This window comes from Mesorhizobium sp. WSM4833 (genome assembly GCF_055811095.1).
In genome coordinates, this window is sequence record NZ_JBVVQG010000013.1 from 71,597 (window position 1) to 94,719 (window position 23,123).

Annotated in this window: 25 protein-coding genes; 18 read left to right on the forward strand and 7 right to left on the reverse strand. The window is 62.8% G+C overall.

Features of this window, described 5'->3' with window-relative positions; all coding sequences use genetic code 11:
- Positions 1 to 9 precede the first annotated feature (9 nt).
- The gene (locus AC0L2D_RS24130) at positions 10 to 321 is read right to left on the reverse strand and encodes a transcriptional regulator (RefSeq protein WP_013532486.1); all 312 of its coding nucleotides are present in this window, start codon (positions 319 to 321) and stop codon (positions 10 to 12) included.
- A 574-nt stretch (positions 322 to 895) separates the two neighbouring features.
- Here AC0L2D_RS24130 and AC0L2D_RS24135 point away from each other — a divergent pair.
- Both AC0L2D_RS24135 and AC0L2D_RS24140 read left to right on the forward strand, forming a co-directional pair.
- Positions 896 to 1,357: a hypothetical protein gene (locus AC0L2D_RS24135; protein ID WP_473542715.1), complete on the forward strand. Its 462-nt coding sequence runs from the start codon at positions 896 to 898 to the stop codon at positions 1,355 to 1,357.
- 412 nt (positions 1,358 to 1,769) lie between these two features.
- On the forward strand, positions 1,770 to 2,366 hold the full coding sequence (locus AC0L2D_RS24140; RefSeq protein ID WP_473542717.1) for a glutathione S-transferase family protein: 597 nt from the start codon (positions 1,770 to 1,772) through the stop codon (positions 2,364 to 2,366).
- 94 nt (positions 2,367 to 2,460) lie between these two features.
- On the opposite strand, the gene AC0L2D_RS24145 is transcribed toward AC0L2D_RS24140, so the two are convergent.
- On the reverse strand, positions 2,461 to 3,123 hold the full coding sequence (locus tag AC0L2D_RS24145; protein WP_013532483.1) for an outer membrane protein: 663 nt from the start codon (positions 3,121 to 3,123) through the stop codon (positions 2,461 to 2,463).
- 413 nt (positions 3,124 to 3,536) lie between these two features.
- Here AC0L2D_RS24145 and AC0L2D_RS24150 point away from each other — a divergent pair, with 413 nt between their 5' ends.
- The 6 genes from AC0L2D_RS24150 (at position 3,537) to AC0L2D_RS24175 (ending at position 8,666) form a co-directional block, all read left to right on the forward strand.
- On the forward strand, positions 3,537 to 4,301 hold the full coding sequence (locus AC0L2D_RS24150; RefSeq protein ID WP_013532482.1) for an SDR family oxidoreductase: 765 nt from the start codon (positions 3,537 to 3,539) through the stop codon (positions 4,299 to 4,301).
- On the forward strand, positions 4,298 to 6,361 hold the full coding sequence (gene uvrC / locus AC0L2D_RS24155; RefSeq protein ID WP_473542719.1) for an excinuclease ABC subunit UvrC: 2,064 nt from the start codon (positions 4,298 to 4,300) through the stop codon (positions 6,359 to 6,361). Before AC0L2D_RS24150 ends, uvrC begins: the two co-directional genes overlap by 4 nt.
- 97 nt (positions 6,362 to 6,458) lie before the next feature.
- Positions 6,459 to 7,055, forward strand: a complete 597-nt coding sequence (pgsA, locus tag AC0L2D_RS24160; RefSeq protein WP_013532480.1) for a CDP-diacylglycerol--glycerol-3-phosphate 3-phosphatidyltransferase — start codon at positions 6,459 to 6,461, stop codon at positions 7,053 to 7,055.
- Between the two features lies 1 nt (position 7,056).
- Positions 7,057 to 7,314: a molybdopterin converting factor subunit 1 gene (moaD, locus tag AC0L2D_RS24165; RefSeq protein WP_013532479.1), complete on the forward strand. Its 258-nt coding sequence runs from the start codon at positions 7,057 to 7,059 to the stop codon at positions 7,312 to 7,314.
- 1 nt (position 7,315) lies between these two features.
- The gene (locus AC0L2D_RS24170; protein WP_473542722.1) at positions 7,316 to 7,792 is read left to right on the forward strand and encodes a molybdenum cofactor biosynthesis protein MoaE; all 477 of its coding nucleotides are present in this window, start codon (positions 7,316 to 7,318) and stop codon (positions 7,790 to 7,792) included.
- 109 nt (positions 7,793 to 7,901) lie between these two features.
- Positions 7,902 to 8,666, forward strand: a complete 765-nt coding sequence (locus AC0L2D_RS24175; protein ID WP_013532477.1) for a YbaY family lipoprotein — start codon at positions 7,902 to 7,904, stop codon at positions 8,664 to 8,666.
- Positions 8,667 to 8,734: 68 nt separating this feature from the next.
- On the opposite strand, the gene ndk is transcribed toward AC0L2D_RS24175, so the two are convergent.
- Positions 8,735 to 9,157 carry a nucleoside-diphosphate kinase gene (gene ndk, locus AC0L2D_RS24180; RefSeq protein ID WP_013532476.1) on the reverse strand — a complete coding sequence of 141 codons (423 nt, stop codon included), beginning with the start codon at positions 9,155 to 9,157 and terminating at the stop codon, positions 8,735 to 8,737.
- A 159-nt stretch (positions 9,158 to 9,316) separates the two neighbouring features.
- Between ndk and AC0L2D_RS24185 the strand changes: the two genes are divergently transcribed.
- Positions 9,317 to 9,574, forward strand: a complete 258-nt coding sequence (locus AC0L2D_RS24185; RefSeq protein WP_013532475.1) for a DUF2934 domain-containing protein — start codon at positions 9,317 to 9,319, stop codon at positions 9,572 to 9,574.
- A 17-nt stretch (positions 9,575 to 9,591) separates the two neighbouring features.
- Here the strand turns inward: AC0L2D_RS24185 and AC0L2D_RS24190 are convergent, their stop codons facing one another.
- Positions 9,592 to 10,284 carry a glutathione S-transferase family protein gene (locus tag AC0L2D_RS24190; RefSeq protein ID WP_473542725.1) on the reverse strand — a complete coding sequence of 231 codons (693 nt, stop codon included), beginning with the start codon at positions 10,282 to 10,284 and terminating at the stop codon, positions 9,592 to 9,594.
- A gap of 59 nt (positions 10,285 to 10,343) precedes the next feature.
- On the opposite strand from AC0L2D_RS24190, the gene AC0L2D_RS24195 reads away from it, so the two are divergent.
- A complete protein-coding gene (locus tag AC0L2D_RS24195; protein ID WP_013532473.1) occupies positions 10,344 to 10,856 on the forward strand; it encodes a DinB family protein in 513 nt (170 codons plus the stop codon).
- A 96-nt stretch (positions 10,857 to 10,952) separates the two neighbouring features.
- Here AC0L2D_RS24195 and AC0L2D_RS24200 read toward each other — a convergent pair whose 3' ends face one another.
- Positions 10,953 to 11,912 (reverse strand): LysR substrate-binding domain-containing protein, encoded by a 960-nt coding sequence (locus tag AC0L2D_RS24200; RefSeq protein ID WP_024504291.1) that lies wholly within the window; start codon positions 11,910 to 11,912, stop codon positions 10,953 to 10,955.
- Positions 11,913 to 12,022: 110 nt separating this feature from the next.
- Between AC0L2D_RS24200 and AC0L2D_RS24205 the strand changes: the two genes are divergently transcribed.
- From AC0L2D_RS24205 to AC0L2D_RS24230, 6 genes are all read left to right on the forward strand, one after another.
- Complete coding sequence (locus AC0L2D_RS24205; RefSeq protein WP_024504290.1) at positions 12,023 to 12,856, forward strand: hypothetical protein; 834 nt, start codon at positions 12,023 to 12,025, stop codon at positions 12,854 to 12,856.
- A gap of 45 nt (positions 12,857 to 12,901) precedes the next feature.
- Positions 12,902 to 13,849, forward strand: a complete 948-nt coding sequence (locus AC0L2D_RS24210) for a DMT family transporter (RefSeq protein ID WP_064993164.1) — start codon at positions 12,902 to 12,904, stop codon at positions 13,847 to 13,849.
- On the forward strand, positions 13,842 to 14,045 hold the full coding sequence (locus tag AC0L2D_RS24215; protein ID WP_473542728.1) for a hypothetical protein: 204 nt from the start codon (positions 13,842 to 13,844) through the stop codon (positions 14,043 to 14,045). The genes AC0L2D_RS24210 and AC0L2D_RS24215 overlap by 8 nt, the downstream gene beginning before the upstream one ends.
- A 162-nt stretch (positions 14,046 to 14,207) precedes the next feature.
- Positions 14,208 to 14,657 (forward strand): Ros/MucR family transcriptional regulator, encoded by a 450-nt coding sequence (locus AC0L2D_RS24220; RefSeq protein WP_013532467.1) that lies wholly within the window; start codon positions 14,208 to 14,210, stop codon positions 14,655 to 14,657.
- Between the two features lie 124 nt (positions 14,658 to 14,781).
- On the forward strand, positions 14,782 to 16,659 hold the full coding sequence (locus AC0L2D_RS24225; protein WP_027162727.1) for an ABC-F family ATP-binding cassette domain-containing protein: 1,878 nt from the start codon (positions 14,782 to 14,784) through the stop codon (positions 16,657 to 16,659).
- An 82-nt stretch (positions 16,660 to 16,741) separates the two neighbouring features.
- Complete coding sequence (locus tag AC0L2D_RS24230) at positions 16,742 to 18,850, forward strand: molybdopterin-containing oxidoreductase family protein (RefSeq protein ID WP_473542730.1); 2,109 nt, start codon at positions 16,742 to 16,744, stop codon at positions 18,848 to 18,850.
- Between the two features lie 26 nt (positions 18,851 to 18,876).
- Here AC0L2D_RS24230 and AC0L2D_RS24235 read toward each other — a convergent pair whose 3' ends face one another.
- Complete coding sequence (locus tag AC0L2D_RS24235) at positions 18,877 to 20,019, reverse strand: flavin-containing monooxygenase (protein WP_473542732.1); 1,143 nt, start codon at positions 20,017 to 20,019, stop codon at positions 18,877 to 18,879.
- 82 nt (positions 20,020 to 20,101) lie between these two features.
- A complete protein-coding gene (locus AC0L2D_RS24240) occupies positions 20,102 to 20,581 on the reverse strand; it encodes an Lrp/AsnC family transcriptional regulator (RefSeq protein WP_013532463.1) in 480 nt (159 codons plus the stop codon).
- Between the two features lie 102 nt (positions 20,582 to 20,683).
- Between AC0L2D_RS24240 and AC0L2D_RS24245 the strand changes: the two genes are divergently transcribed.
- Complete coding sequence (locus AC0L2D_RS24245) at positions 20,684 to 21,892, forward strand: diaminopropionate ammonia-lyase (RefSeq protein ID WP_473542734.1); 1,209 nt, start codon at positions 20,684 to 20,686, stop codon at positions 21,890 to 21,892.
- On the forward strand, positions 21,889 to 23,115 hold the full coding sequence (locus tag AC0L2D_RS24250; RefSeq protein WP_063171814.1) for a Zn-dependent hydrolase: 1,227 nt from the start codon (positions 21,889 to 21,891) through the stop codon (positions 23,113 to 23,115). The genes AC0L2D_RS24245 and AC0L2D_RS24250 overlap by 4 nt, the downstream gene beginning before the upstream one ends.
- Positions 23,116 to 23,123: the final 8 nt, after the last annotated feature.

The following is a 23,123-nucleotide window of genomic DNA, read 5'->3' on the forward strand; positions in this document are numbered from 1 at the left end:
GTCATCACGCTATTTCCTGCGCGCCGCCGCCTCGGCCTGATCGAGGATCTTGCGCAGGAATGCGGCATGGCCGCGGAACGCGCGCCGTCCGCTCGTCGTCGCCCTGACGCGCGTCTGCGGCCGGCGGCCGACGAACAGCTTTTCGATGTCGACATAACCAGCCCTGGCCAGCGTATCGAGATGCGCACCGAGATTGCCGTCGGTGACGTCCACGATGGCTTTCAGCCCGGTGAAATCCAGCGTTTGCCGCCTTTCCAGCATGCTCAGCGCCGCCATGATCCTGAGCCGAGTGCTCTGGTGGATGATTTCGTCGGCACTCATCGATTGGCTCCGGCGCAGCCAAGCCGGAGGCCGCCGACAACCATGCTGCCGCCGTGGCGGACCGTCTTGGCAATCTCGAACGGCGACAGCGCCGCTTGCTCCTGTGCGATCGACATTGAAATGCTCCAGCATGCTGTACAGAATACTCTGCCATGTAGAGTTATCTGTCAATTCACGAGCAGGCCGATCTGCGTTCGTGCTTGACAAGACGATGCACCGATCGGCTGTCGCATTGCAGTATAGATCGTCCGCCTGCACGAGATGATCGCACCGATGAGGCAGCGGTCATGATATCGGCGGCCGACGATCGACACGCAAAGCAGCTCGCTGATCTTCGGAGCTTCACGAGAGGAGCGCTTCCGCGGACTGTGGAGAATGTCGGCGACACATTCTAGCCAATGGTCGAAGATCAGAAGTGAATTTCTGCGACGATCAGCACGACCATGTGCCGATCGTAACCGAAATTTAAGCTGCGAAAATCAGTCTATTGCTTCGCTGGCTAGCAAGCCGCGAGTCAGATATGCATGAGCGCGCCGGGTCATTACGGCCGTCGGCACAAAGGAAGGGGCATCGCATGGCTAAGCAGTCATCCAAAGCGCCGGCGTCCAAGGCACCGGCAAAGAAAGCACCCGCAAAAGCAGCGACGGCAAAGGTCGCAGCTGCAGTGAAGAAAGCAGCACCTGCTGCCAAGCCGAAGGCCGCGGCCAAGGCAAAAGCAGCACCGGCCAAGAAGCCGGCAGCGAAAGCTGCTGCGAAACCGGCAGTGAAGAAGGCGGCACCCGCCAAGGCAGCGGCAAAGCCGGCTGCCAAGGCGGCACCGGCCAAGAAGCCTGCAGCGAAAGCCGCGGCGAAACCCGCAGCGAAGAAGGCAGCACCTGCCAAGAAACCGGCTGCCAAGGCTGCACCAGCCAAGAAGCCGGCTGCCAAGGCTGCTCCGGTAAAGAAGGCGGCGGCAGCGAAATCTTCAGCGCCGGTGAAGAAAGCGGCACCTGCGGCCAAGCCGAAGGCAGCGCCCGCGAAGGCCGGCAAGAAGTAGTCGCGCTTCCCTCGCCGGGGGCGGTGCCGAAACAGTCAAGGGCGGGTGCCTCACAGGGCGCCCCGCTCGTTGTTTAGGCAGTCGGAAGGCGAGAACAGAGGCGGACGGAGGATATCTTTTCGCAGCTCCCAGGACTTCGCCATAGGGCGGAGTCCGGTGGGGCTTTTTTCGTGTCATTCATGCGGGTGATGAACATCGGCGCGAGGCTCTTCGGTCTTGCCAGTCGGCTGGCGGCTTCGCGCGATCCCGGCAACCCGGCGGCCATGGTGACGAAGCACCGTCTTCATGGAGCGCTCGCTAAACGGCCCTGTCCGATGCGTCGCTCGCTGGCGGTTGGGTTTTCCGCTTCTGGCCATTGCCCGATCGCGCCCGATCGGTCAACACTGCCGGCCTGCAAAACAGGAAACGGATCATGCCCAGACTGCTCTATGCGTCGTCTTCTCCCTACAGTTCCAAGGTACGAATGGCGGCAGCCTATGCCGGCATCGCTGTCGATCTGGTGCCGATCAAGACCGAGGAGAAGCCGGTCGACTTGATGATCGCCAACCCGCTCGGCAAGATTCCGGTTCTGGTGCTCGACGACGGTCGCTCCATCCATGACAGTCGCGCCATCACCCAGCATCTCAACCGTTTGTCGAAGAGCGCGCTTTTTCCACGCAATCCCGACAAGCGGCTCGAGGCGGAAGTGCTGGAGGCATTGGCCGACGGCATTTGCGACTGTGCGCTGTCGATGGTCTATGAACGGCGCACGCGGCCTGAGGAGATGGTCTATCAGCCCTGGCTCGATCGCCAGTGGGCGAAGATCACGGCGGCACTCGACCTGCTCAACGCCAAGCCGCCGAAGCTGCCGAAAAAGATCACCGCCGGCCAGATGGCGCTGCGCGCCTGCCTTGGCTATCTCGCGCTGCGCTTTGCCGGGAAATGGGAGAAGGGTCGCGCCCGGCTGACGCGGTGGGCGGCACGCTTCGACGAGAAGTTTCCAGAACTGAAGCCCTGCATTCCCGGTTGACCGCCCATTACCCGAATAGATTTACCCGGAAATCACGCGGGTATAAAAAAGCCGGGCGCGAGGCCCGGCTTTTTCGTGTCGTGGCTTGAACGACTTAGAACTTCATACCGACGCCGAAGGTGACGCGGTTGTCGGTGGCCTTGACCTTGCCGATACCATCGAAGCTCTTGCTGCCGAAGTCGGTGTAACGATACTCGACGCGACCGAAGACATTGTCGGTCAGCTTGATGTCGGTGCCGAGACCAGCGGTCCAGCCGAGCAACGTGGCGCGGTCCGAACCGTATACGTCGTCTTCGACCTTCAGGCTTCTTCCGGCGAGACCGCCGGTGCCATAGAGCAGGATTTCCGGGGTCACGGCATAGCCGAGACGGGCTCGCAACGAACCCTCGAAGCCGGCCTTGGAATTGACGCCAGAATCGTCGCCCTTGACGCCGTTGTAGCCGAGTTCGGCTTCAGCGCCGTAGACGAAGTTCTCTTGCTGCCACTGATAGCCGCCGAAGACGCTGCCCACGAAGCCCTTGGTGCCGACGTCAACATTGTCAACACCCAGATCCTTTTCCTTGGTATGGCCGCTGAAGCCATAGCCGACGTTGAGACCGGCGTAGGGGCCGGCCCACGAAGCGACGGGAAGTTCAGCGATCGGCGCAGGTGCCGGCGGCTCTTCCGAAACCACGTCAGCAGCATAGGCAGTTCCGCTGAGGGCGAAGAGCCCGAGCGCAACGGCCAGCGGCCGTGCGAATTTGAGATTGGCTTGCATTGTTCTTTACTCCTTAAGCCACAGGACACAGGCTTGTTTCTCACGATCGCCATCGACCCGTCCGGGGGGTGAAACGGATCTGGCGTTCGTCGGTTCCAAATGTCGTGTCAAAATGCGGCTGAAGCGAACCTGAACTTGGGTCATTCCCCGGCGCAAATGAGGCAGAACCTTGACGTTGCATCTTCGCAACAGCGAAATGGCAGGAACCATCCGGTGCTGCGCTGCACACCGCTTGGTGCAAGGACTCCAGCACCCTATATTGCGGTCGGGCACGCCTGAGTCCAGGGCGGGCCAAGATGCCCAAACGGCCGTTTCGCCACAATGCTGCCCAAGGTGCGAACACCATTTAACGCATGCCGGGCCATATTTCGCCGGCACTGCTTTTTCGGGCCGAAATTGAGGATTGACACCATATGAGCAAAGCCACTGTCACGGCGCTGGTGACGGGCGGGGCCAGGCGGATCGGCAGGGCGATCGTCGAGGATCTCGCCGCGCACGGTTTTGCCGTCGCCATCCATTGCAACCGCTCGCGCAGCGAGGCCGATGCGTTGGCTGCCGAAATCATCGCCGGAGGTGGCCGCGCCGCGGTGGTCGCCGCCGACCTGACCGATATGGACGCCATCGATGACCTTATCGGCGAGGCGCAAGCAGCGCTAGGGCCGCTCTCGCTGCTGGTCAACAACGCGTCGCTGTTCGAGGACGATTCGGTTCTGGATTTCGACTGGCGGGCCTGGGACCGGCACTTTGCCGTCCATGTGAAAGCGCCCGCGCTCCTGGCGCAGAATTTCGCCCGGGCACTACCGGCAGGGCAGGAGGGCCTGATCGTCAACATGATAGACCAGCGCGTCTGGCGGCCGACGCCGCGCTACTTCTCCTATGCACTGTCCAAATCGACGCTGTGGACAGCCACCCAGATGATGGCGCAAGCGCTCGGTCCCCGCGTCCGCGTCAATGCCATCGGCCCGGGGCCGACATTGAAGAACGCGCGTCAGGACGACAGCGATTTTGCAGCCCAAGTCGATGGCTTGATCCTCAAGCGCGGCCCGGAATTGCCGGAATTCGGCGCCACAATCCGCTATCTCTGGGAAGCGCGCTCGGTCACCGGCCAGATGATCGCGCTCGATGGCGGCCAGCATCTTGCGTGGCAGACGCCCGATGTGACAGGCATGACGGAATGAGTCCTATAGACCACAAAAGCAAGCCGCGCGGCGGCACCGACGATCTGCCCCCCGATATCGACCTTGAGGACGAGGCGGTCGAGGAAATCGTTGAAACCGTCGGTCCCGATGTCGCCTTCACCGCCATCGACTGGACGCCGCATGCCGGCGACGCGGAAGGCATGATCGGCGCCGAGGTGATCCAGACGCTGGTCAAGCGGCTGCCCAACGCGCCCGGCGTCTACCGCATGATGAACGCTGCCGGCGACGTGCTCTATGTCGGCAAGGCACGCAGCCTGAAGAAGCGCGTCACCAACTACGCGCAAGGCCGCTTCCACACCACCCGCATCGGCCGCATGGTGCGCGAGACGTCGACGATGGAGTTCGTCGTCACCCGCACCGAGATCGAAGCGCTGCTGCTCGAAGCCAATCTTATCAAGCGCTTGCGGCCGCGATTCAACGTCCTGATGCGCGACGACAAGTCGTTTCCCTATATCCTCTTGACCGGCGACCATGTCTCGCCCGGCATCTACAAGCATCGCGGCGCGCGCTCGCGCAAAGGCGATTATTTCGGCCCCTTTGCTTCGGCCGGTGCCGTTGGCCGCACCATCAACTCGCTGCAGCGCGCCTTTCTGCTGCGCAGTTGCACCAACTCGTTCTACGAGAACCGCACGCGGCCATGCCTGCTTTATCAGATCAAGCGCTGCGCCGGTCCCTGCACCGGCGAGGTCTCGCACCAGGACTATGCCGAGCTGGTCAATGAGGCGAAGGACTTCTTGTCCGGCCGCAGCCAGAAGGTGAAGACGGAAATCTCGGCCGCCATGCAGCAGGCGTCGGAAGCTCTCGATTTCGAGCGCGCCGCGATCTATCGCGACCGGTTGGCGGCCCTGTCGCATGTGCAGAGCCACCAGGGCATCAATCCGGCGACCGTCGACGAAGCCGATGTCTTCGCCATCCATCAGGAAGGCGGCCAGGTCTGCATCCAGGTGTTCTTCTTCCGCACCGGCCAGAACTGGGGCAACCGCGCCTATTTCCCCAAGGCCGATCCGGCGTTGGAAGCAGCCGAGGTGCTGGGCTCGTTCCTGGCGCAGTTCTATGACGACAAGCCGACGCCGCGGAACATTCTTCTGTCGCATGGCGTCGAGGATCAGGAATTGCTGGCCGAGGCGCTCTCCACCCGCGCCGGCCGCAAGGTCGCGATCTCCGTGCCGCAGCGCGGCGAGAAGAAGGACCTGACCGACAACGCTTTGCAGAATGCCCGCGAAGCGCTCGGACGCCGGCTGGCTGAAACCTCCACCCAGGGACGCCTGCTTGCCGGTTTCGCCGAGACATTCGGCCTGCCGAAGCCGCCAGTGCGCATCGAGGTCTACGACAATTCGCACATCATGGGCACCAATGCCGTCGGCGCCATGGTCGTTGCCGGACCGGAGGGGTTCGTGAAGAACCAGTACCGGAAATTCAACATCCGCTCGACCGAGATCACGCCTGGCGACGATTTCGGCATGATGCGCGAGGTGATGGAACGGCGGTTTTCGCGGTTGCTCAAGGAGCATGGCGATGTCCCGGCTGGGGATGCAGCCGACGGTTCGGCAGACGATATGGAGGACGATATCTCCGGCAGCTTCCCGGCCTGGCCCGATGTCATCCTGATCGACGGTGGCCAGGGCCAGATGACCGCAGTGCGCAAGATCCTTTCGGATCTCGGCATCGAGGATCGCGTGGTTGCCATCGGCATCGCCAAGGGCCAGGACCGCGATGCCGGCCGCGAGCGGTTCTTCGTCAAAGGCAGGGACTCGTTTTCCCTACCGGTCCGCGACCCCGTGCTCTATTTCGTCCAGCGGCTGCGCGATGAGGTTCACCGTTTCGCGATCGGCTCGCATCGGGCTCGCCGCAAGAAGGAAATGGTCAAGAGCCCACTGGATGAGATCAGCGGCATCGGTCCCGGCCGCAAGCGGGCATTGCTGCTGGCATTCGGCACCGCCAAGGCGGTCAGCCGCGCGGCCATCGAGGATCTGCGGAAAGTCGACGGGATTTCCGAGCAGGTGGCGAAACTGGTCTACAATCACTTCCACGAGAGTTGAAAAATCTGGCACTTTCATCTGGCCTGTCGAATCTGGCCTGTTGACCCCCCACATTCGCTTCTGATTTGAGTAGGCAGGCAGAAAGAGTTTCCCGGATATGGCCAAGCGCGCGTTCAACCTGCCCAACATGCTCACCTACGCCCGCATCGTCGCGGTGCCGATGGTGGTGCTGTGCTTTTTTCTCGAAGGACATCTGAAGTCGAGCGACTTTGCCCGCTGGTCGGCGCTGATCATCTTCCTGCTCGCCTCGATCACCGATTATCTGGATGGCTATCTGGCGCGCGCCTGGCAACAAACCTCCAACATCGGCAAGATGCTCGACCCGATCGCTGACAAGCTGCTGGTCGCCACCTGCCTGCTGCTGCTGGCTGCGGACACCGATCGCCATGCAGGCATTGCCGGCTGGTCGTTGTGGGCGGCGATCATCATCCTGTGCCGCGAAATCCTCGTCTCGGGCCTGCGCGAATATCTGGCGGCGCTGAAAGTCTCGGTGCCGGTGACGCAGCTGGCAAAATGGAAGACCGCCATCCAGATGGTCGCCATAGCGTTCCTCTTGGCCGGACCAGCCGGCGACAAGATCTTTCCGCTGACCACCCAGACCGGGCTGGTGCTGCTGTGGATCGCGGCGTTGGTCACGCTCTACACCGGCTACGACTATTTCCGCGCCGGCCTCAAGCACATCATGGACGAGTGAGATGACGACCCGGCTCATCTATTTTGCCTGGGTGCGCGAGCGCATCGGCATGCCCGAGGAAGACGTCGACTTGCCGGCTGGCATCGAGACGGTCGCCGATCTCCTGCGCTGGCTGAAATCGCGCGGCGAGGGCTACGAGCACGCGCTGCAATATCCCGACGTGATCCGCGTCGCCATCAACCAGGAGCATGTCGAGCACCGCGAGAAGATCGCGGGCGCCCGCGAAATCGCGCTGTTCCCGCCGATGACCGGGGGCTGACATGACCGGCGGGATCATACCTGTCGTGCGCATTCAGCGCCAAGATTTTGACGTCGCCGCCGAAATCGCCAGACTGACGCAAGGCCGCGCCGATATCGGCGCCGTGGTGAGCTTCTCAGGCCTTTGCCGCGACGAGCAGGGCGCGCTCTCAGCGCTCGAGCTCGAACACTATCCCGGTATGGCCGAAGCAGAAATCGCCCGCATCGCTGCTGAAGCGGTCGAGCGTTGGCCGTTGCAGGGGCTCACCGCCATCCACCGCCACGGGAAGATCGCGCCCGGCGAGAACATCGTGCTGGTGGTGGCAGCCTCCGCGCACCGCCATGCGGCGTTCGAGGCGGCGAATTTTCTCATGGACTATCTCAAATCGCGCGCGCCCTTCTGGAAGAAGGAGCATCGGGCTGACGGTTCGGAGGGTGGCTGGGTCGAGGCCAAGGAAGCCGATGCAACGGCCGCGCAACGCTGGAAAGCGTCCGAATAAGATCGCCGCAGCCATGCATTGACCGCAATCCTTTGGCCAATTGGCGGAATTGGTCAGCCTGGGCATTGGCAGCCCGGGGCATTGGCAGCCCGGGGTGAGGGAGATGGTCATGCTGGACAGGATCGCGGAGTTCTTCATCTTCGGTTTCGTGCCTCTGGTCGTCGGCATATTGGCCGTTCCTGAGCAGTCTGTTGCCGCCGAAAAGGCAGTGAGAGGCGAAGTGATCTATCGCGAGCGCATTGCCTTGCCGCCCAGTGCCGTGCTCTCTGTGCAACTTGCCGATGTGTCGCTGGCCGATGCGCCGGCCACCATTATCGGCGAGCAGAAAGTGAAGCCGACCGGCCAGGTGCCGATCAGCTTCGAGATCAAATTCGACCCTTCCGTCATCCGGTCGCAGATGACTTACGCGTTGCAAGCCCGCATCACCGTCGACGACAAGCTCCTGTTCATCTCCGATATGCGCCATCAGGTCGATCCGCTGACCGACGTGCCGCAGACCATCATGCTGAAGATGGTCGCCCCGAACGCCGAGCCGACGGTTTCGGTCTTCGACCAGCTCTGGCTGGTCGACTATGTCGACGGCATCGGCGTCATCGCTGCCCCGCAAGCGACATTCAGGGTCAGCGAGGCCGGCAAGGCGGGCGGCAGCGGCCCCTGCAACACCTATTTCGCCACCGCCAAGGTCAATGGGCAAACGATCGTGATCGGAGACATCGGTTCGACCTACAAGGCCTGTGCGCCAGAGGTGATGGCCGAGGAAAAGGCGCTGTTCGATGCGCTGGCCAAGGCGGCGTCATACCGTGTCGAGGCCGGCAAGCTCATCATATCAGGCAAGGATGGCCGCGAGATCCTGCGCTTTAGCGCGGCGAGCTGACCCCCAACGAAAAAGGCCGGCGAAACGCCGGCCTTCTTTTTACGGAATCCAAGGTCTGGATCGTCGGCTCAGCCGACGATCTCGGTGTCCGAGAACCAGTACTTGATCTCTTCTGCCGCGGTCTCCGGTGCGTCGGAGCCGTGCACGGAGTTTTCGCCGATCGACAGCGCATGAACCTTGCGGATGGTGCCTTCGGCGGCGTTGGCCGGGTTCGTGGCGCCCATCACTTCGCGGTTCCTGGCAATGGCGTTCTCGCCTTCCAGCACCTGGACGACGGTCGGTGCCGACGACATGAATTCAACCAATTCGCCGAAGAAAGGGCGGTCCTTGTGGACGGCATAGAAGCCTTCCGCTTCGCGGCGGCTCATCCAGACCCGGCGCGAGGCGATGACGCGCAGGCCTGCCTCTTCCAGCATCCTGGTGATGGCGCCGGTGAGATTGCGCCGGGTTGCGTCCGGCTTGATCATGGAAAATGTGCGTTCGAGCGCCATGGGTCGTCCTTGTCTGAGAATGGAATTGAGAGTGGCGGGCTCTATACAAGCCGCCCGGCCCATTGCCAAGGGCCCCCGATCAGACGGCTGCACAGCAACGCTTTGCTTGCTATAGTCGCGTGCCGGCGCCGCGCTGAGGTCGGGCCGTATGGAGACAACATGACCATGACAGACGATCGTCAGGAACGCATTCGCAACCGTGCGCACCAGATCTGGCTGCAAGAGGGCCAGCCGGCTGGACATCATGAGCGCCATTGGCATCAGGCGGCGGCGGATGTCGACCAGGAGGACGCCACGGACAAGTCGGCAGCCAAAAAGCCAACCAAGAAGGCAGCTGGCGCCGCCAAGCCAAAAGCCGCCCCCAAGGAGGCAAAGGCTGCCACGAAGGCCGGCAAGCCAAAGAAGGCGGCCAAGTAAGTTACTGCTTTACGGGGTCAAGCCGCGGCGGCGACCTTTCGTCCCAGCCCGCCATGCAGGTCGAGGCAGCGGGTGAACCACTGCGCCACCACGTCGCCGTCGTCGAGCAATTGGTAGGGCGAGGCTATGCGCGCCCATTGCAAGGCGCCGAAGACGATATAGTCGCCAAACAGCGGCGCCGCGCCGCCGATGAACGGCTGATAGAAAAGCATCGAGCGCAATGGCTCCAGCGAGGCTCTGAAAGTGCCGAGCCCGGCTTCCCTGGCGGCCGTCACCTCCTCCAGCCTCTTGCCAAGACGCTGCTCCCGGCTCTGGCGGAAATAGACGGCGTTTTCCGCGTCCTGCATGGCATGAAGGTCCATGATGGCCGCGGTGGTCACGTAGGGATGAATGGTCACTTGCGACCAGCGTTCGATGAAGCGCGCCATCGCCTCGCCGCCTTCACCGCCAAACAGCGTCGGCCGGTCCGGATAGGCTTCATCGAGATAGAGCGCGATGGCGAAGGAATCCGCGAGGACTGTCTCGCCGTCGCGGATCACCGGAACGGTTTTCGAAACGCCGCCCTCGACAGCGGGCACCTCGAGAAAGCGCGTCGGTACGGTTGATATGTCGAGCCCCTTGTGGGCAAGCGCCATCGCCACCTTCCAGCAATGCGGGCTGAACGGACGTGTGCTGTCGCGTCCGACGAGATCATAAAGCAGAATGGTCATTGGCGGCGGCTCCCGTGCGGGTTAGGTAGGCCCCGCATCGACGCGAGCCGAGGGAAGCCATGAGACAGCATTTCATGATGTTTGCGGCCTATAATCAATGGGCCAACGGTCGCATCTATGATGCCGCCGCCGAACTCGATGATGAGGAATTCAACCGCGATGTCGGCGCCTTCTTCGGCTCGATGATGGGCACGCTCAACCACCTTTTGACTGCCGACCGCATCTGGATGAAGCGCTTCACCGGGGAGGGCGACGCGCCGACGACACTGGACGCTATCCTGCATCGGGGGTTGACCGGCCTGCGGGCGGCGCGTGAAGCCGAGGACAGGCGGATCATCGATTGGGTCGGCGGCCTCAATGACAAGGCGTTGACGGGCCGGTTCACCTACATGACCGTCTCGGACATGCGCACCGTCTCGCAAAGGCTGGCGCCGGCGCTGGACCATGTCTTCAACCACCAGACCCACCATCGCGGCCAGGCGCATACGATCTTGACCATCCTGGGACGGCCAAGCCTGGGGTTGGACCTGATGCTTTTCCAGCGGACCGAGGAGGGCAGGGCTTTCGCCTGATCGGTGGCGTTGGCGTAGCCAGTCCGAAGGTTGTGCCGACCATCGCTGCATTTTGTGCTGCAGCATCGTCTTTGCATCAGTAGGCACCGGATGGATTCAGGCAGCCGTCGAAGCCTCGCCCCTGATTTCGTTGTCCAACTGGGACTGGGTCAGGGCCGCTTCCGCCATTACCCACTGCTTGAACAACTGGACCTTGCGTGCGGCAAGGCCTTTCAGCGGAGAGACAAAATACCAGCCAGCCGTGTTCGGATGATGGACGGCGAAGGGAGCCACCAGCCTTTCGGCGCGGATGTCGCTGGCCATATAGGCACGGTTGGCCACCGCAAAGCCCATCCCGGAATTGGCTGCCTCGTAGGACATCATGCACGAGTCGAAATAGATGCTCTTGGTCTCGCTGAGCACGAAGCTGGCGCCGGCGAAACCAAGCCAGGACTGCCAATTCTGGGTGCAGGTGTCGGAATGCAGCAGGGTGAAGTGCTTGAGGTCGTCCGGTGTCACCTTCGACAGCCGCTTGTCGCCGAGGACTTCGTGGAACAGCTTGCGGCTGCACACCGGTGTCAGGTCTTCGCGAAACAGCAGATCGGATTGCAGCCCGTGAAAGTGACCGTCGCCATAACGGATTTCGAGATCGAATTCCGAGGCCGTGAGCTCATGCGTCGCGTAGGAGGTTGAGACCCGCATCACGATATCGGGATATTGCTGCTGGAACAGCGGCAGGCGCGGAAACAGCCAGCGTGCCGCAAAGGTCGGCAGCACCGATATTTTTAGCACATGCTCCTGCGATTGTCCGGTCGCTTCCATGCTGGCGGCGACGATTCGCTCCAGCGCCTCGCGAACGCGCGAGACATAGGTCTCGCCCTCCGGCGTCAACGACACCGCATTGCCGCCGCGCTGGAAAATCTTGAAACGAAGCTGATCCTCCAGGCTTTTCACGCGCTGGCTGACCGCTGAAGCGGTAATAAACTGTTCTTCACCGGCGCGCGTGAAATTACCGTGCCTTGCAGCACTTTCCACGATTTTCAGCGAATTGAGGTTGACCTGACTGAGCAGACGCACGGTTTCGACCTTAAGCTTGGCTTACACTAGCACCAGCATTCCTAATTTTACAGGGGTGGGTGAATTAATCGACTGTTTACCAAGTGTTGCCCCCATCCTGGAGAAGTACAATGAACGCCCATACCATTCCCGAACTGCGTTATGCGATGAGCCGCGAAGCCATTATCGGCCATGAAACCGCCTGGAAAGTGTCGAGTTTCGGTGTCGCGCAATATCTGCACGGCTATGACCCGGCACTGCTTGCCGCGATCGAGGAGGCTGCCCTGAAGCTCAAGGCCAGCCATGCCGTGCACAAGCACCTCGATCTGACCTTCATCACCGGGGCCGACCGTTTCATCCCCGAGATCAGGGAATTGCTGCATGACAAGCTGCGCCTGGAGCGGCTGTCCGACATGATGGGCACCAAGCTGGAGCCCTATCCGCTGTCGATCGTCGGCTCGACGGTCACCTTCATGAATCCCAGGGACGGCGCCGTGGAGTGGCATTGCGATGGCGTTCCGGTCACCGAGCTCATTCCGCTGTCGATCAGCAATCCGCTGGTCGGCGGCCACCTCGAAATCTATTGCGACGACTCCGAAACCGGCCGCGCCATTCTCGAATCCGGCCGCGAGATCCCGCGCAACAGTGTCATGCGCATCGATCACAAGATGAACTACGCGACGCTCGGCCAGTTCCTGGGCGTCCTGCATCGCACCGCGCCGATCCGGTTCGGCGAGCGCGTCACGCTGGTGCTCAACCAGCGCTCGGTGGCCAAACCCTATGTCGACGACAACAGAATGTTCTATCTCGCCGCCGACAATGACCACGACCGTGAGTGGGTCAGCGAACTGGCCGAAGATGTCTGGACCAACCAGCTCCCGGCCTACCGTCGGTTCGAGGCGGAGCATCCCGTGCCCGCCGCCGTCGATGCTCCGGTTCCGGGCGGAGCCAGGGAATCATGGTAGTGAACCATGATCCCGAAAAGTCGGAACCGGTTTTCGGACAGGATCATGGTCGAACAGCAAAATAGAATCCCATGCCGATTGTTTCGGCAGGGATCCGGCTCGATATCCGCGTTGGTCTTCGCTGCCGGTGCGGTGGCGTTGTGGTCCACCAATGCCCTGATCGGCAAATCCCTGCTGGCCGGCCATCCGGTGTCGCAGGTCCAGTTCCTGCAATTTGCAGGCGCTGCACTCGTCTTCGCCGCCATCCGATTGATGAGCCGGGCCATCCGATTGATGAGCCGGGAAAGAGTAGCACCGGTCACGGCCGGGGCGGCGTTCATCTCTCTCGCGGTCGGCTTCATCGGTCTGGTCGGCACCATGGTGCTGCAATACATCGCCTTCGCTTCGATGCCGGTGATCGAGGCCAATCTGGTCGCCTACACCTGGCCGTTGATGGTCGCGGCGGCAGTCATTGCCTTGGAAAATCCGCGGCGTCCGGCACTGTTGGGTCTCGCCGCGGTGGTAGGCTTCATCGGCGTCGCACTGGTGATTTCGGGAGGGCGCAACCAATCCTGGTTCGACGGCGATCTGGTCGGATATCTCGCCGCATTCGGGTCGGCGCTGTGCATGGCCTTCTATTCGATCATGGTGGGACGGGTCGCCACCCCAGCCGATCGCCTGTTGCTGCCCTCATCGTTGATCGGCGTCGCTTTGACGTTTCTGTGGTGCGCTCGCGACGGTTTCACCTGGCCCATCGGCGCGGACCTGGCTCTCGGCCTTTATCTCGGCGCCGGTCCGATGGGCTTGGGCTACTATTTCTGGTCGCGCGCCTTGAAGCTTGAAGGCAGCGGCAGGGTCGCGGTGGTCGCCTATCTCACGCCGATCGCCTCGACCCTGCTTTTGACCTTGTCCGGCGAACGGCTGACGGTGACGGCCATTGTCGGAGCCATCCTCGTCATCGGCAGTTGTGTCGCGGTCGGTGTGGAACGTTCGGAGGCCGAAAACCATGTTTGACGAGAATGAGCGTCTGGCCATTCAGGAAGCGCATTGGCTGATCGACGAATTCGGCGTCGAGGCACCGCTTTGCGCCGCGATGAGGGCCGAAAAGGCGATAGAACAAAAGGATTTCGCGTGCTGCGCCCGCTGGAAGCGTATTCTGGAGATATTGGACGAAAGTCCTGCCGCTAAGTCTGCTGGTTCCAAGTATTAGATTTTCTAATTTGCACGGCGTCGATTTCGCATGAATGCTATTTTGGCCGATTCTTCATTCTTTTATGAGACTTGGCGGTCCGTTGGGGGACGCGGTTAAAGAGATACATCGACACAAGTCTTCGCTGGGGTGGAGGATTTTGTCGCAAATAAGGTGAAAGAATTGTCAAATATCGATGATAAGACCGTTATCGAGCTGACGGCCGATATTGTCTCGGCCTATGTAGGCAACAATCCCCTTCCGGCTTCCGGCCTGCCTGAGTTGATTGCCAGCGTCAGTGCTTCGGTTCGCAAGCTCGCTGGTGCAGTTGTCGCGGAAACACCAAACCTGGTTCCGGCAGTCAATCCGAAGAAGTCGGTATTTCCCGACTACATCATCTGCCTTGAGGACGGAAAGAAGTTCAAGTCGCTCAAGCGGCACCTGCGGACCGACTACGGCCTGAGCCCGGACGACTATCGGGCCAAATGGGGCTTGCCGCCGGACTATCCGATGGTTGCGCCAAACTACTCGGCGACGCGATCGGCGCTGGCAAAGTCGACGGGACTGGGCCGCAAGCCGGCAGCAGCGCCGGCCGCTGTCGCCAAGGCAACGAAGCGCAAGGCGACTGCCTGAGAGCAGGCAAGCCACCGTTCGGCTGCTTTGACGGCGCCCTCGCGGGCGTCGTTTCGAGGCCTTGTGCGGCCAACTGGCCCGCAAGGCCTTGCGAAGCGTTGATGTCCGGTGCAAAAGCGCGGCCATGCTGATCATCAACGACCTATCGCTCCGCATGGCCGGACGCCTGCTTCTCGACCATGCCTCGCTGACCTTGCCGGCCGGCACCAAAGCCGGCCTTGTCGGCCGCAACGGTACCGGCAAGACGACGCTGTTCAAGGCCATTACCGGCGATTTCCCGTCCGAGACAGGCTCGATCAGCCTGCCGAAGAGCACCCGCATCGGCCAGGTGGCGCAGGAAGCGCCAGGCACCGAGGATGCGCTGATCGAGATCGTGCTCAAGGCCGATCTCGAACGCACGGCGTTGCTCGAAGAGGAAAAGACGGCGACCGATCCGCACCGCATCGCCGACATCCATATGCGGCTTGCCGACATCGACGCGCACTCAGCCGAATCCCGCGCCGCCACCATTCTCGCCGGCCTCGGCTTTGATGACGCTGCGCAACGGCGTCCGGCCTCCTCCTTTTCCGGCGGCTGGCGCATGCGCGTGGCGCTCGCCGCGGTGCTGTTTGCCGAGCCCGATCTGCTGCTGCTCGACGAGCCGACCAACTATCTCGATCTTGAAGGCACGCTGTGGTTGGAAAACTACGTGTCGAAATATCCGCACACCGTGCTTTTGATCTCGCACGACCGCGACCTGCTCAACCGCGCCGTCAACTCGATCGTTCACCTCGACCAGAAGAAGCTGACCTTCTGGCGCGGCGGCTACGACCAGTTCGAGCGTCAATACACCGAACAGAAGGAATTGCAGGAGAAGGGCCGCGTCAAGCAGGAAGCCGCGCGCAAGCACATGGAATCCTTCGTCGAACGGTTCCGCGCCAAGGCCTCCAAGGCGAGACAGGCACAGTCGCGCATCAAGGCACTGGAAAAGATGAAGCCGATCGCGGCCCTCGTGAACGACTCGGTGCGGCCGTTCTCCTTCCCCGAGCCGGTGAAGACGGTGGCCTCGCCGATCGTGGCGCTGAACAACGTCAATGTCGGCTACACCGAGGGGCAGCCGATCCTTAAGAAGATGACGCTGCGCATCGACGCCGACGACCGCATCGCGCTGCTCGGTGCCAACGGCAACGGCAAGTCGACCTTCGCCAAACTGCTGTCCGGCCGGTTGAAGCAGGAGAGCGGCACCATGACGGTGGCGCCCGGGCTGAAGGTGGCGATCTTCGCTCAGCATCAGCTCGACGATCTGCGGCCGGACGAAAACGCCTACGAGCATGTCCGCCGGTTGATGCCGGAGGCGCCGGAATCGAAGGTACGCGGCCGCGTCGCCCAGTTCGGCCTCACCACCGAGAAGATGAACACCGCCGCCAAGGATCTTTCGGGCGGCGAGAAGGCGCGGCTGCTGATGGGCCTGTCGGCCTTCGAGGGGCCGAACCTGTTCATCCTCGACGAACCGACCAACCATCTCGACATCGACAGCCGCGAATCGCTGATCCATGCGTTGAACGAATTCCCTGGCGCCGTCATCCTGATCTCGCATGATCGCCATCTGCTCGAGGCAACCGCCGACCGGCTGTGGCTGGTCAAGGACGGCGCGGTCAACCCCTATGACGGCGATCTGGAAGACTACAAGACGCTGGTCACCGGCGTGTCCGGCGACCGCCGCGGCAAGCGCGAGGCCGACAAGGCATCAAAGGCCGACCGCCGTCGCGATGCGGCGGCACGCCGCGCCGCCTTCGAGCCGCTGGCCAAGGAAATCCGCGCCACCGAAGCGCTGATGGACCGCATCCGCAAGCGCATCGACGGCATCGAGGACGAACTGTCCAATCCGGCGGTGTACGAAAAGGATCCCTCGACAGCGACCCGGCTGGCCAAGGAGCGCTCGCAACTGGCCCAGACGCTGGCCGGCCACGAGGAAAAGTGGCTGTCCATGTCGGCAGAGTATGAGGAAGGCACGGCGGAGTGATTACGCAATCTCCCCACAAGTGGGGAGATTGGCTAATCATCTGGCCCTACACGCGCCCTTTGAAACCCGCTAGTCTTGCCGCATGAACCAGCACGCCAAGCTCAGAATCGGCCATTCCGCCTGTCCGCATGATTGCCCGTCGACCTGTGCGCTCGAGGTCGAACTGCTCGACGGCAATCGCATCGGCCGCGTCCATGGCGCCAAGTCCAACAGCTACACGGCCGGCGTCGTCTGCGCCAAGGTCGCGCGTTATGCCGACCGCGTCCACCATCCCGACCGTTTGCTGAAGCCGCTGATCCGCGCCGGCACCAAGGGCGGCGGCACCTGGAAGGAAGCGAGTTGGGAGGCCGCGCTCGACCTTGTCGCCGAAAAGTTCATTGCGGCCGAGGAGAGCTACGGCTCGGAGACGGTCTGGCCCTACTATTATGCCGGCACGATGGGGCTGGTGCAGCGCGACGGCATCGACCGGCTGCGCCACGCCAAGAAATATTCCGGCTTTTTCGGGTCGATCTGCACCAATCTCGCCTGGACCGGCTGGATGGTGGGCGCCGGCGCCTTGCGCGGGCCGGACCCGCGCGAGATGGCGAAATCCGATTGCGTGGTGATCTGGGGCACCAATGCGGTGGTGACTCAAGTCAACGTCATGACCCACGCCATCAAGGCGCGCAAGGAGCGCGGCGCCAAGATCGTCGTCATCGACGTCTACGAAAACGCGACGATGAAGCAGGCCGATCTCGGCCTTGTGCTGAAGCCAGGCACCGATGGCGCGCTGGCCTGCGCGGTCATGCATGTGCTGTTCAAGGAGGGCATGGCCGACCGCGCCTATCTCTCGAAATACACCGACGACCCGAGAGGGCTGGAAGCGCATCTCGAGACGCGCACGCCGGCGTGGGCGGCCGGGATCACCGGCTTGACGGTCGCCGAGATCGAGGCCTTCGCCCGCCTCGTCGGCACGACCAAGAAGACCTATTTCCGCCTCGGCTATGGTTTTGCACGCCAGCGCAATGGCGCCGTCAACATGCATGCCGCCTCGTGCATCGCGGCTGTCACCGGCAGCTGGCAATATGAGGGCGGCGGCGCCTTCCATTCCAATTCCGGCATCTTCAAGCTCAACCAGGATGTGCTCGAAGGCACCAAGATGCGCGATCCCTCGATCCGCTATCTCGACCATTCGCGCATCGGCCCGGTGCTGACCGGAGCCAGCGATGCGCTCTATGGTGGCCCGCCGGTGACGGCGATGCTGATCCAGAACACCAATCCGGTGAATGTCGCGCCGGAGCAGCGGCTGGTGACGCAAGGCTTCCTGCGCGACGACCTGTTTACCTGCGTGCACGAGCAGTTCATGACCGACACGGCCAAGCTTGCCGACGTCGTATTGCCGGCCACGATGTTCCTCGAGCACGACGATGTCTACAAGGGCGGCGGCAACCAGCACATCACGCTTGGCCCCAAGCTGATCGAGCCGCCGGAGGGACCGCGCACCAACCATTTCGTCATCGAGCAATTGGCTGATCGCCTCGGTGTCGCCGACCGTCCGGGTTTCGGCCTGACCGAGCAGCAGCATATCGACATCATCCTGGGCAAGCGCGGGCTGGGCAGTTTCGAAAGCTTGAAGCAAGACAAGTGGGTCGACCTGCAGCCGGATTTCGAGGCAGCACACTTCATCAGCGGATTTGGCCATGCGGATGGAAAATTCCGCTTCCGCGCCGACTGGACCGGGCAGGCGGCGCCCAACCGGCCGCCCAAAAGCATGGGCCTGTTCGGCCCGGTGGCGCGGCTGCCGGAATTCCCCGACCATGTCGACCTGATCGAGGTCGCCGACGAAGCCCACCCGTTCCGGCTGACGACGTCGCCGGCGCGCAACTTCCTCAATTCGACATTCTCGGAAACACCGGTGTCGAAAGCCAGGGAGGGCCGCCCGGAACTGCTTCTACATCCCGACGATGCCGCGGCACTTGGGCTGGCCGATGGCGACCGTGTCGAGGTCGGCAACCAGCGCGGCGAAGTCGTGCTGCATGCAAAACTGTTCGACGGCATCAAGCGTGGCGTGGTGATCGCCGAAGGCATCTGGCCAAACAGCGCCCATGAGCGCGGCGAGGGCATCAACGTTTTGACCGGCGCCGACGCGCCTGCACCCTATGGGGGTGCTGCCTTCCACGACAACAAGGTCTGGCTGCGCGCGGCAAGGTGAGAGAACTCAGTTGCTCTCGCGTCAAATTATACCGGCAGGGCTTCGGCCACCTTCTTTCGGTTTCGCCTAAGACTGATGTCGTCGGCGATCTGCTCGGCCTCGATCGAGATTTCGCGCAGCAATCCGGTGACCGGATTGTGAAAGCCGATGAGATAGAGGCCAAGCTCTGAAGCCCTCGCATTGACGCCGCTGCGCTCTGGCTGAACGCCGGGCTCCAGCAATTTGGCGTAGCCGGGCCGGAAGCCGGTGGCGAAGATGATCGCATCGAACTCGCCATGCTTGCCATCGGCAAAACGGGCGCCCTGTTCGGTGATCTCGGCAATGTCGGGTGCGACCTTGATCGCGCCTTCGCGGATCTTGCGCACCGTGCCAATATCGATCGTCGGAATGCGCGACGAGAGCGCGATCTGCTGCAACATTCCTTGCTGCGGCCGCCTGAGCCCATATTTCCCGAGCCTGCCCAACGCCAGATCGAGGATGATGGGAAACAAGGCATCGTTGATGCGCTGCGGCATCAGGCGCGCCGCCATGCCGATCATTTGGATGGGCACGCCAAGCAGTTCGCGCGGTACGATATGAACGCCGCCGCGCACCGAAATCGTCGGCCGCGCACCGCCTTCCACCAGATCGAGCGCGATCTCGGCGCCGGTATTGCCCATGCCGACGATCAGCACCGGCCGGCCGGCGAAAGGCACTGCGTTGCGATAGTCGGCGCTATGCAGCTTTTGGCCCTTGAAGGCATCGGCGCCGGCAAATCCGGGCATCAGCGGCTCTGCGTTGTTGCCAGATGCAATCACAACGTTTGAAGCATGCAAGGGACCGGTCGTCGTATCCACGAGCCAGCTTCTGCCCCGCCGGGTGATCGCCCGCACTGTTTCTCCAAATCGCGGCCGCAGATCGAAACGTTGCGCATAGGCATCGAGATAGTCGACGAAGAGATCGCGCGGCACATAACGCGGATAGTCCCTGGGAAAGGGCGCGAAGGGCAGCGAGGAAAAGCGCTTGGCCGTGTGCAAATGGACGCGCTCATAGTGGCGTCGCCAGGCGGGTGCGGCCTGCTGCTCCTTTTCCAGCAGGACGAAATCCTGCCCGCTCTCCCGCAGGCACGCGGCAATGGCCAGGCCCGCCGGCCCGGCACCGATGATCGCAACTGGGGTGGTGTCGTCCAAGCGCGCCTCCGCGGCAGAATTCACAGCCCGAGAATGTCAAAAACATGGTGGGAAAAGTAAAGGCCTGCCGCGCGACAAATATTTAGACAGGCAAAGGCACCGTCAACCCTACCTTGACCCGGTCCATGGCAACGAACGTGCGGAATTTGCGGACATTGTTGCTGTCGAAGAACAGTTTTCGCGTCAGCGCCTCATAGGCGCCCATGTCGGCCACTGTGATGACCAGGATGAAGTCGGCCTCGCCGGTGACGTAATAGCATTGCTGGACCTCGGGGGTCGCCGAGAACTGCCGCTTGGCCGCGTCGATCAGTTCGGCGCGTTCGCTCTCGAGTTCCACCTCGACGAAGATGGTGATGGGTTGGCCGACCGCTGCCGGCTCGACGACAGCGACATTGCCGGCAATAACGCCGGTCTGCTCCATGCGCTTGATGCGGCGCTGCACCGCCGGCGCCGACAGGTTCACCGCCTCGCCGATCAACCGCTGCGGCGTCGTGTTGTCGCGCTGCAGGATGGCAAGGATGGCGAGATCGAAACTATCGAGCGAGGACGGCAATGCAGGCAATGGAATATCCCGGACGAAACAAACTTGCATTTAAGAGACCATATTACAGCGCTCTTTGCGTCGCTCCTGCAATATGTTCTCGCTGACCAACGGGACCGGCCAATGTTCCTGCTCAACCGCAACGCATCGCACCGCCGGCCGCTCGATCCGATCGATGCCGAAACCCTTGGCGTGGCCGGAGCCGACACAGTCGAGCGTTTTCTCAGCCACCGCGACAATCACCGGATGACGCCGCTGCATGCACTGCCGGCGCTCGCCAGTGAATTCGGACTGGGCGCCATCCATATCAAGGATGAGGGCTTTCGCCTCGGCCTCGGCAGCTTCAAGGCGCTTGGCGGCGCCTATGCCGTCTTCCGCCTGATGCTGGAGGAGGCCGGCAGTCGCCTTGGCCGGCCCGTCGACATGGCCGATCTCGATCAGGCTGACGTGCGGGCGGTCGCCGCGGCGATGACATTTGCCTGTGCGACCGACGGCAATCATGGCCGCTCCGTCGCACAGGGCGCGCAACTCGTCGGCGCGCGGGCGGCGATCTTCGTCCACGCCGGGATCAGCGAGGAGCGCATCGCGGCGATCGCCCGCTATGGCGCCGAGATGATCCGCGTCCACGGCAATTATGACGATTCGGTCAGGCAAGCTGCCCAGGTTTCGGCCGACAAGGACTGGACCGTGGTCTCCGACACCTCGTGGCCGGGCTATGAGCGCATTCCCGGCCTGGTCATGCAGGGCTATACCGCGATCGTACGCGAAGCCTTGCGTCAACTCCCTCGGACGCCGACCCACGTCTTCGTGCAGGCCGGTGTCGGCGGCATTGCCGCCGCGCTGGCCGGTCATCTGGCCATCGTGCTCGGTGACGCCAGGCCGACCTTCATCGTGGTCGAGCCGGCGCGTGCCGCTTGTGTTCTCGCAGCCGCCCAGGTCGGGCGTCCGGTCAAGGTCGCGCACGGCCAGCCGACGGTGATGGCCATGCTTGAATGTTACGAAGCCTCGCCGGTCGCCTGGCGGGTGCTGGCGCGCGCCGCCGACGCCTTCATGACGGTGGATGAGGACGAGGCCATCGCGGTGATGCGGCGGCTGGCCTGGCCGGCCGGCGGTGACCCGGTGATCGTCGCCGGCGAAAGCGGTGGTGTCGGCCTTGCCGGGCTGATCCGGGCGGTGGCCGACAACCGGGCCGATCTTGAACTCGACGGCAAATCGCGGGTGCTGGTGATCAACACCGAAGGCGCCACCGACCCGCATCGCTACGCCGAACTGGTTGGCATGAACCCGGCCGATGTGCTGGAAGGCAAGATGACAGTCGAGGCAACGGCATGATCGCCATCGATGCGCAGCGCCTGCTCGGCCGCATCCGCGAACTCGGCGCTGTTGGCCGGGATGGCGAGGGCAGGCTGACCCGGCTGGCCGCCTCAGACACCGACAGGCAGGGCCGCGACCTCTTCGTCGGCTGGCTTCGGCAGGCCGGGCTCGATGTCGCCATCGACCGGGTCGGCAACATTTTCGGCATCTGGCAAAACCCGGAAATTACCGGGCAAGCGCCGCTGCTCATCGGCTCGCACCTCGACACCGTCATCGATGCCGGCATTTATGACGGCTGCTACGGGGTGCTTGCCGGGCTGGAAGTGATCGAGACGCTCAAGGCGACGGGCTTTTCGCCGTCGCGCCCGGTCGCGGTCGCCGCTTTCACCAATGAGGAGGGCGTACGCTACACACCCGACATGATGGGCTCGCTGGTCCACGCCGGCGGCATCGATGCCGAAACGGTGCTGGCGGCCGTCGGCACCGACGGCAGCGTGCTCGGGCAGGAGCTTGCCCGCATCGGCTATGCCGGCGACCGGGAGCCCGGCTTCCTCACGCCGCACGCCTATCTCGAACTGCATATTGAGCAAGGGCCGGTGCTGGAGCGCGAAGGCTTGCCGGTCGGCGCGGTGGAGAATCTGCAAGGCATCTCCTGGCAGCGCATCACCATCGACGGCGTCGCCAACCATGCCGGCACCACGCCGATGTCGATGCGCAACGATGCCGGCCACGCCGCCGCCCGGGTCATCACCTTCCTGCTCGACCGGACCAAAGCCTCGAACGCGCCGACCGTCGCCACCGTCGGCACGATCCGCTTCGAGCCGAATGCCATCAATGTCATCCCTTCGCGCGCGGTCTTCACCGTCGATCTGCGCGATCCCGACGAACAGCGCCTGCAGGCGGCGGAAGCGGCGCTTGCCGCCTATCTCGAGCAGCTTGCCGCCGCTGAGAACGTGACGGTTTCGGTCGAGCAACTGGCCCGCTTCGAACCGGTGATCTTCGACCTGCGCATCGTCGAACAAATCGAGGCCGCCGCGAAACGCCGTGGCCTCGGGGTCAGGCGCATGACATCAGGCGCCGGCCACGACGCGCAGATGCTGGCGTGTATCGCGCCTGCGGCGATGATCTTCGTGCCGAGCGTTGGCGGCATCAGTCACAGTCCTCGCGAACACACCGATGACGCCGAGCTTGTTGCCGGCGCCAACATCCTGCTTGATGTGGCCGCGCAACTGGCAAAGTAGGTCAGAAG

Excerpts from the sequence above, each read along its gene's own strand:
- AC0L2D_RS24130 (WP_013532486.1), bottom strand. The coding sequence starts at position 321 with ATGAGTGCCGACGAAATCATCCACCAGAGCACTCGGCTCAGGATCATG.
- AC0L2D_RS24135 (WP_473542715.1), top strand. The coding sequence starts at position 896 with ATGGCTAAGCAGTCATCCAAAGCGCCGGCGTCCAAGGCACCGGCAAAG.
- AC0L2D_RS24140 (WP_473542717.1), top strand. The coding sequence starts at position 1,770 with ATGCCCAGACTGCTCTATGCGTCGTCTTCTCCCTACAGTTCCAAGGTA.
- AC0L2D_RS24145 (WP_013532483.1), bottom strand. The coding sequence starts at position 3,123 with ATGCAAGCCAATCTCAAATTCGCACGGCCGCTGGCCGTTGCGCTCGGG.
- AC0L2D_RS24150 (WP_013532482.1), top strand. The coding sequence starts at position 3,537 with ATGAGCAAAGCCACTGTCACGGCGCTGGTGACGGGCGGGGCCAGGCGG.
- uvrC (WP_473542719.1), top strand. The coding sequence starts at position 4,298 with ATGAGTCCTATAGACCACAAAAGCAAGCCGCGCGGCGGCACCGACGAT.
- pgsA (WP_013532480.1), top strand. The coding sequence starts at position 6,459 with ATGGCCAAGCGCGCGTTCAACCTGCCCAACATGCTCACCTACGCCCGC.
- moaD (WP_013532479.1), top strand. The coding sequence starts at position 7,057 with ATGACGACCCGGCTCATCTATTTTGCCTGGGTGCGCGAGCGCATCGGC.
- AC0L2D_RS24170 (WP_473542722.1), top strand. The coding sequence starts at position 7,316 with ATGACCGGCGGGATCATACCTGTCGTGCGCATTCAGCGCCAAGATTTT.
- AC0L2D_RS24175 (WP_013532477.1), top strand. The coding sequence starts at position 7,902 with ATGCTGGACAGGATCGCGGAGTTCTTCATCTTCGGTTTCGTGCCTCTG.
- ndk (WP_013532476.1), bottom strand. The coding sequence starts at position 9,157 with ATGGCGCTCGAACGCACATTTTCCATGATCAAGCCGGACGCAACCCGG.
- AC0L2D_RS24185 (WP_013532475.1), top strand. The coding sequence starts at position 9,317 with ATGACCATGACAGACGATCGTCAGGAACGCATTCGCAACCGTGCGCAC.
- AC0L2D_RS24190 (WP_473542725.1), bottom strand. The coding sequence starts at position 10,284 with ATGACCATTCTGCTTTATGATCTCGTCGGACGCGACAGCACACGTCCG.
- AC0L2D_RS24195 (WP_013532473.1), top strand. The coding sequence starts at position 10,344 with ATGAGACAGCATTTCATGATGTTTGCGGCCTATAATCAATGGGCCAAC.
- AC0L2D_RS24205 (WP_024504290.1), top strand. The coding sequence starts at position 12,023 with ATGAACGCCCATACCATTCCCGAACTGCGTTATGCGATGAGCCGCGAA.
- AC0L2D_RS24210 (WP_064993164.1), top strand. The coding sequence starts at position 12,902 with ATGGTCGAACAGCAAAATAGAATCCCATGCCGATTGTTTCGGCAGGGA.
- AC0L2D_RS24215 (WP_473542728.1), top strand. The coding sequence starts at position 13,842 with ATGTTTGACGAGAATGAGCGTCTGGCCATTCAGGAAGCGCATTGGCTG.
- AC0L2D_RS24225 (WP_027162727.1), top strand. The coding sequence starts at position 14,782 with ATGCTGATCATCAACGACCTATCGCTCCGCATGGCCGGACGCCTGCTT.
- AC0L2D_RS24230 (WP_473542730.1), top strand. The coding sequence starts at position 16,742 with ATGAACCAGCACGCCAAGCTCAGAATCGGCCATTCCGCCTGTCCGCAT.
- AC0L2D_RS24245 (WP_473542734.1), top strand. The coding sequence starts at position 20,684 with ATGTTCCTGCTCAACCGCAACGCATCGCACCGCCGGCCGCTCGATCCG.
- AC0L2D_RS24250 (WP_063171814.1), top strand. The coding sequence starts at position 21,889 with ATGATCGCCATCGATGCGCAGCGCCTGCTCGGCCGCATCCGCGAACTC.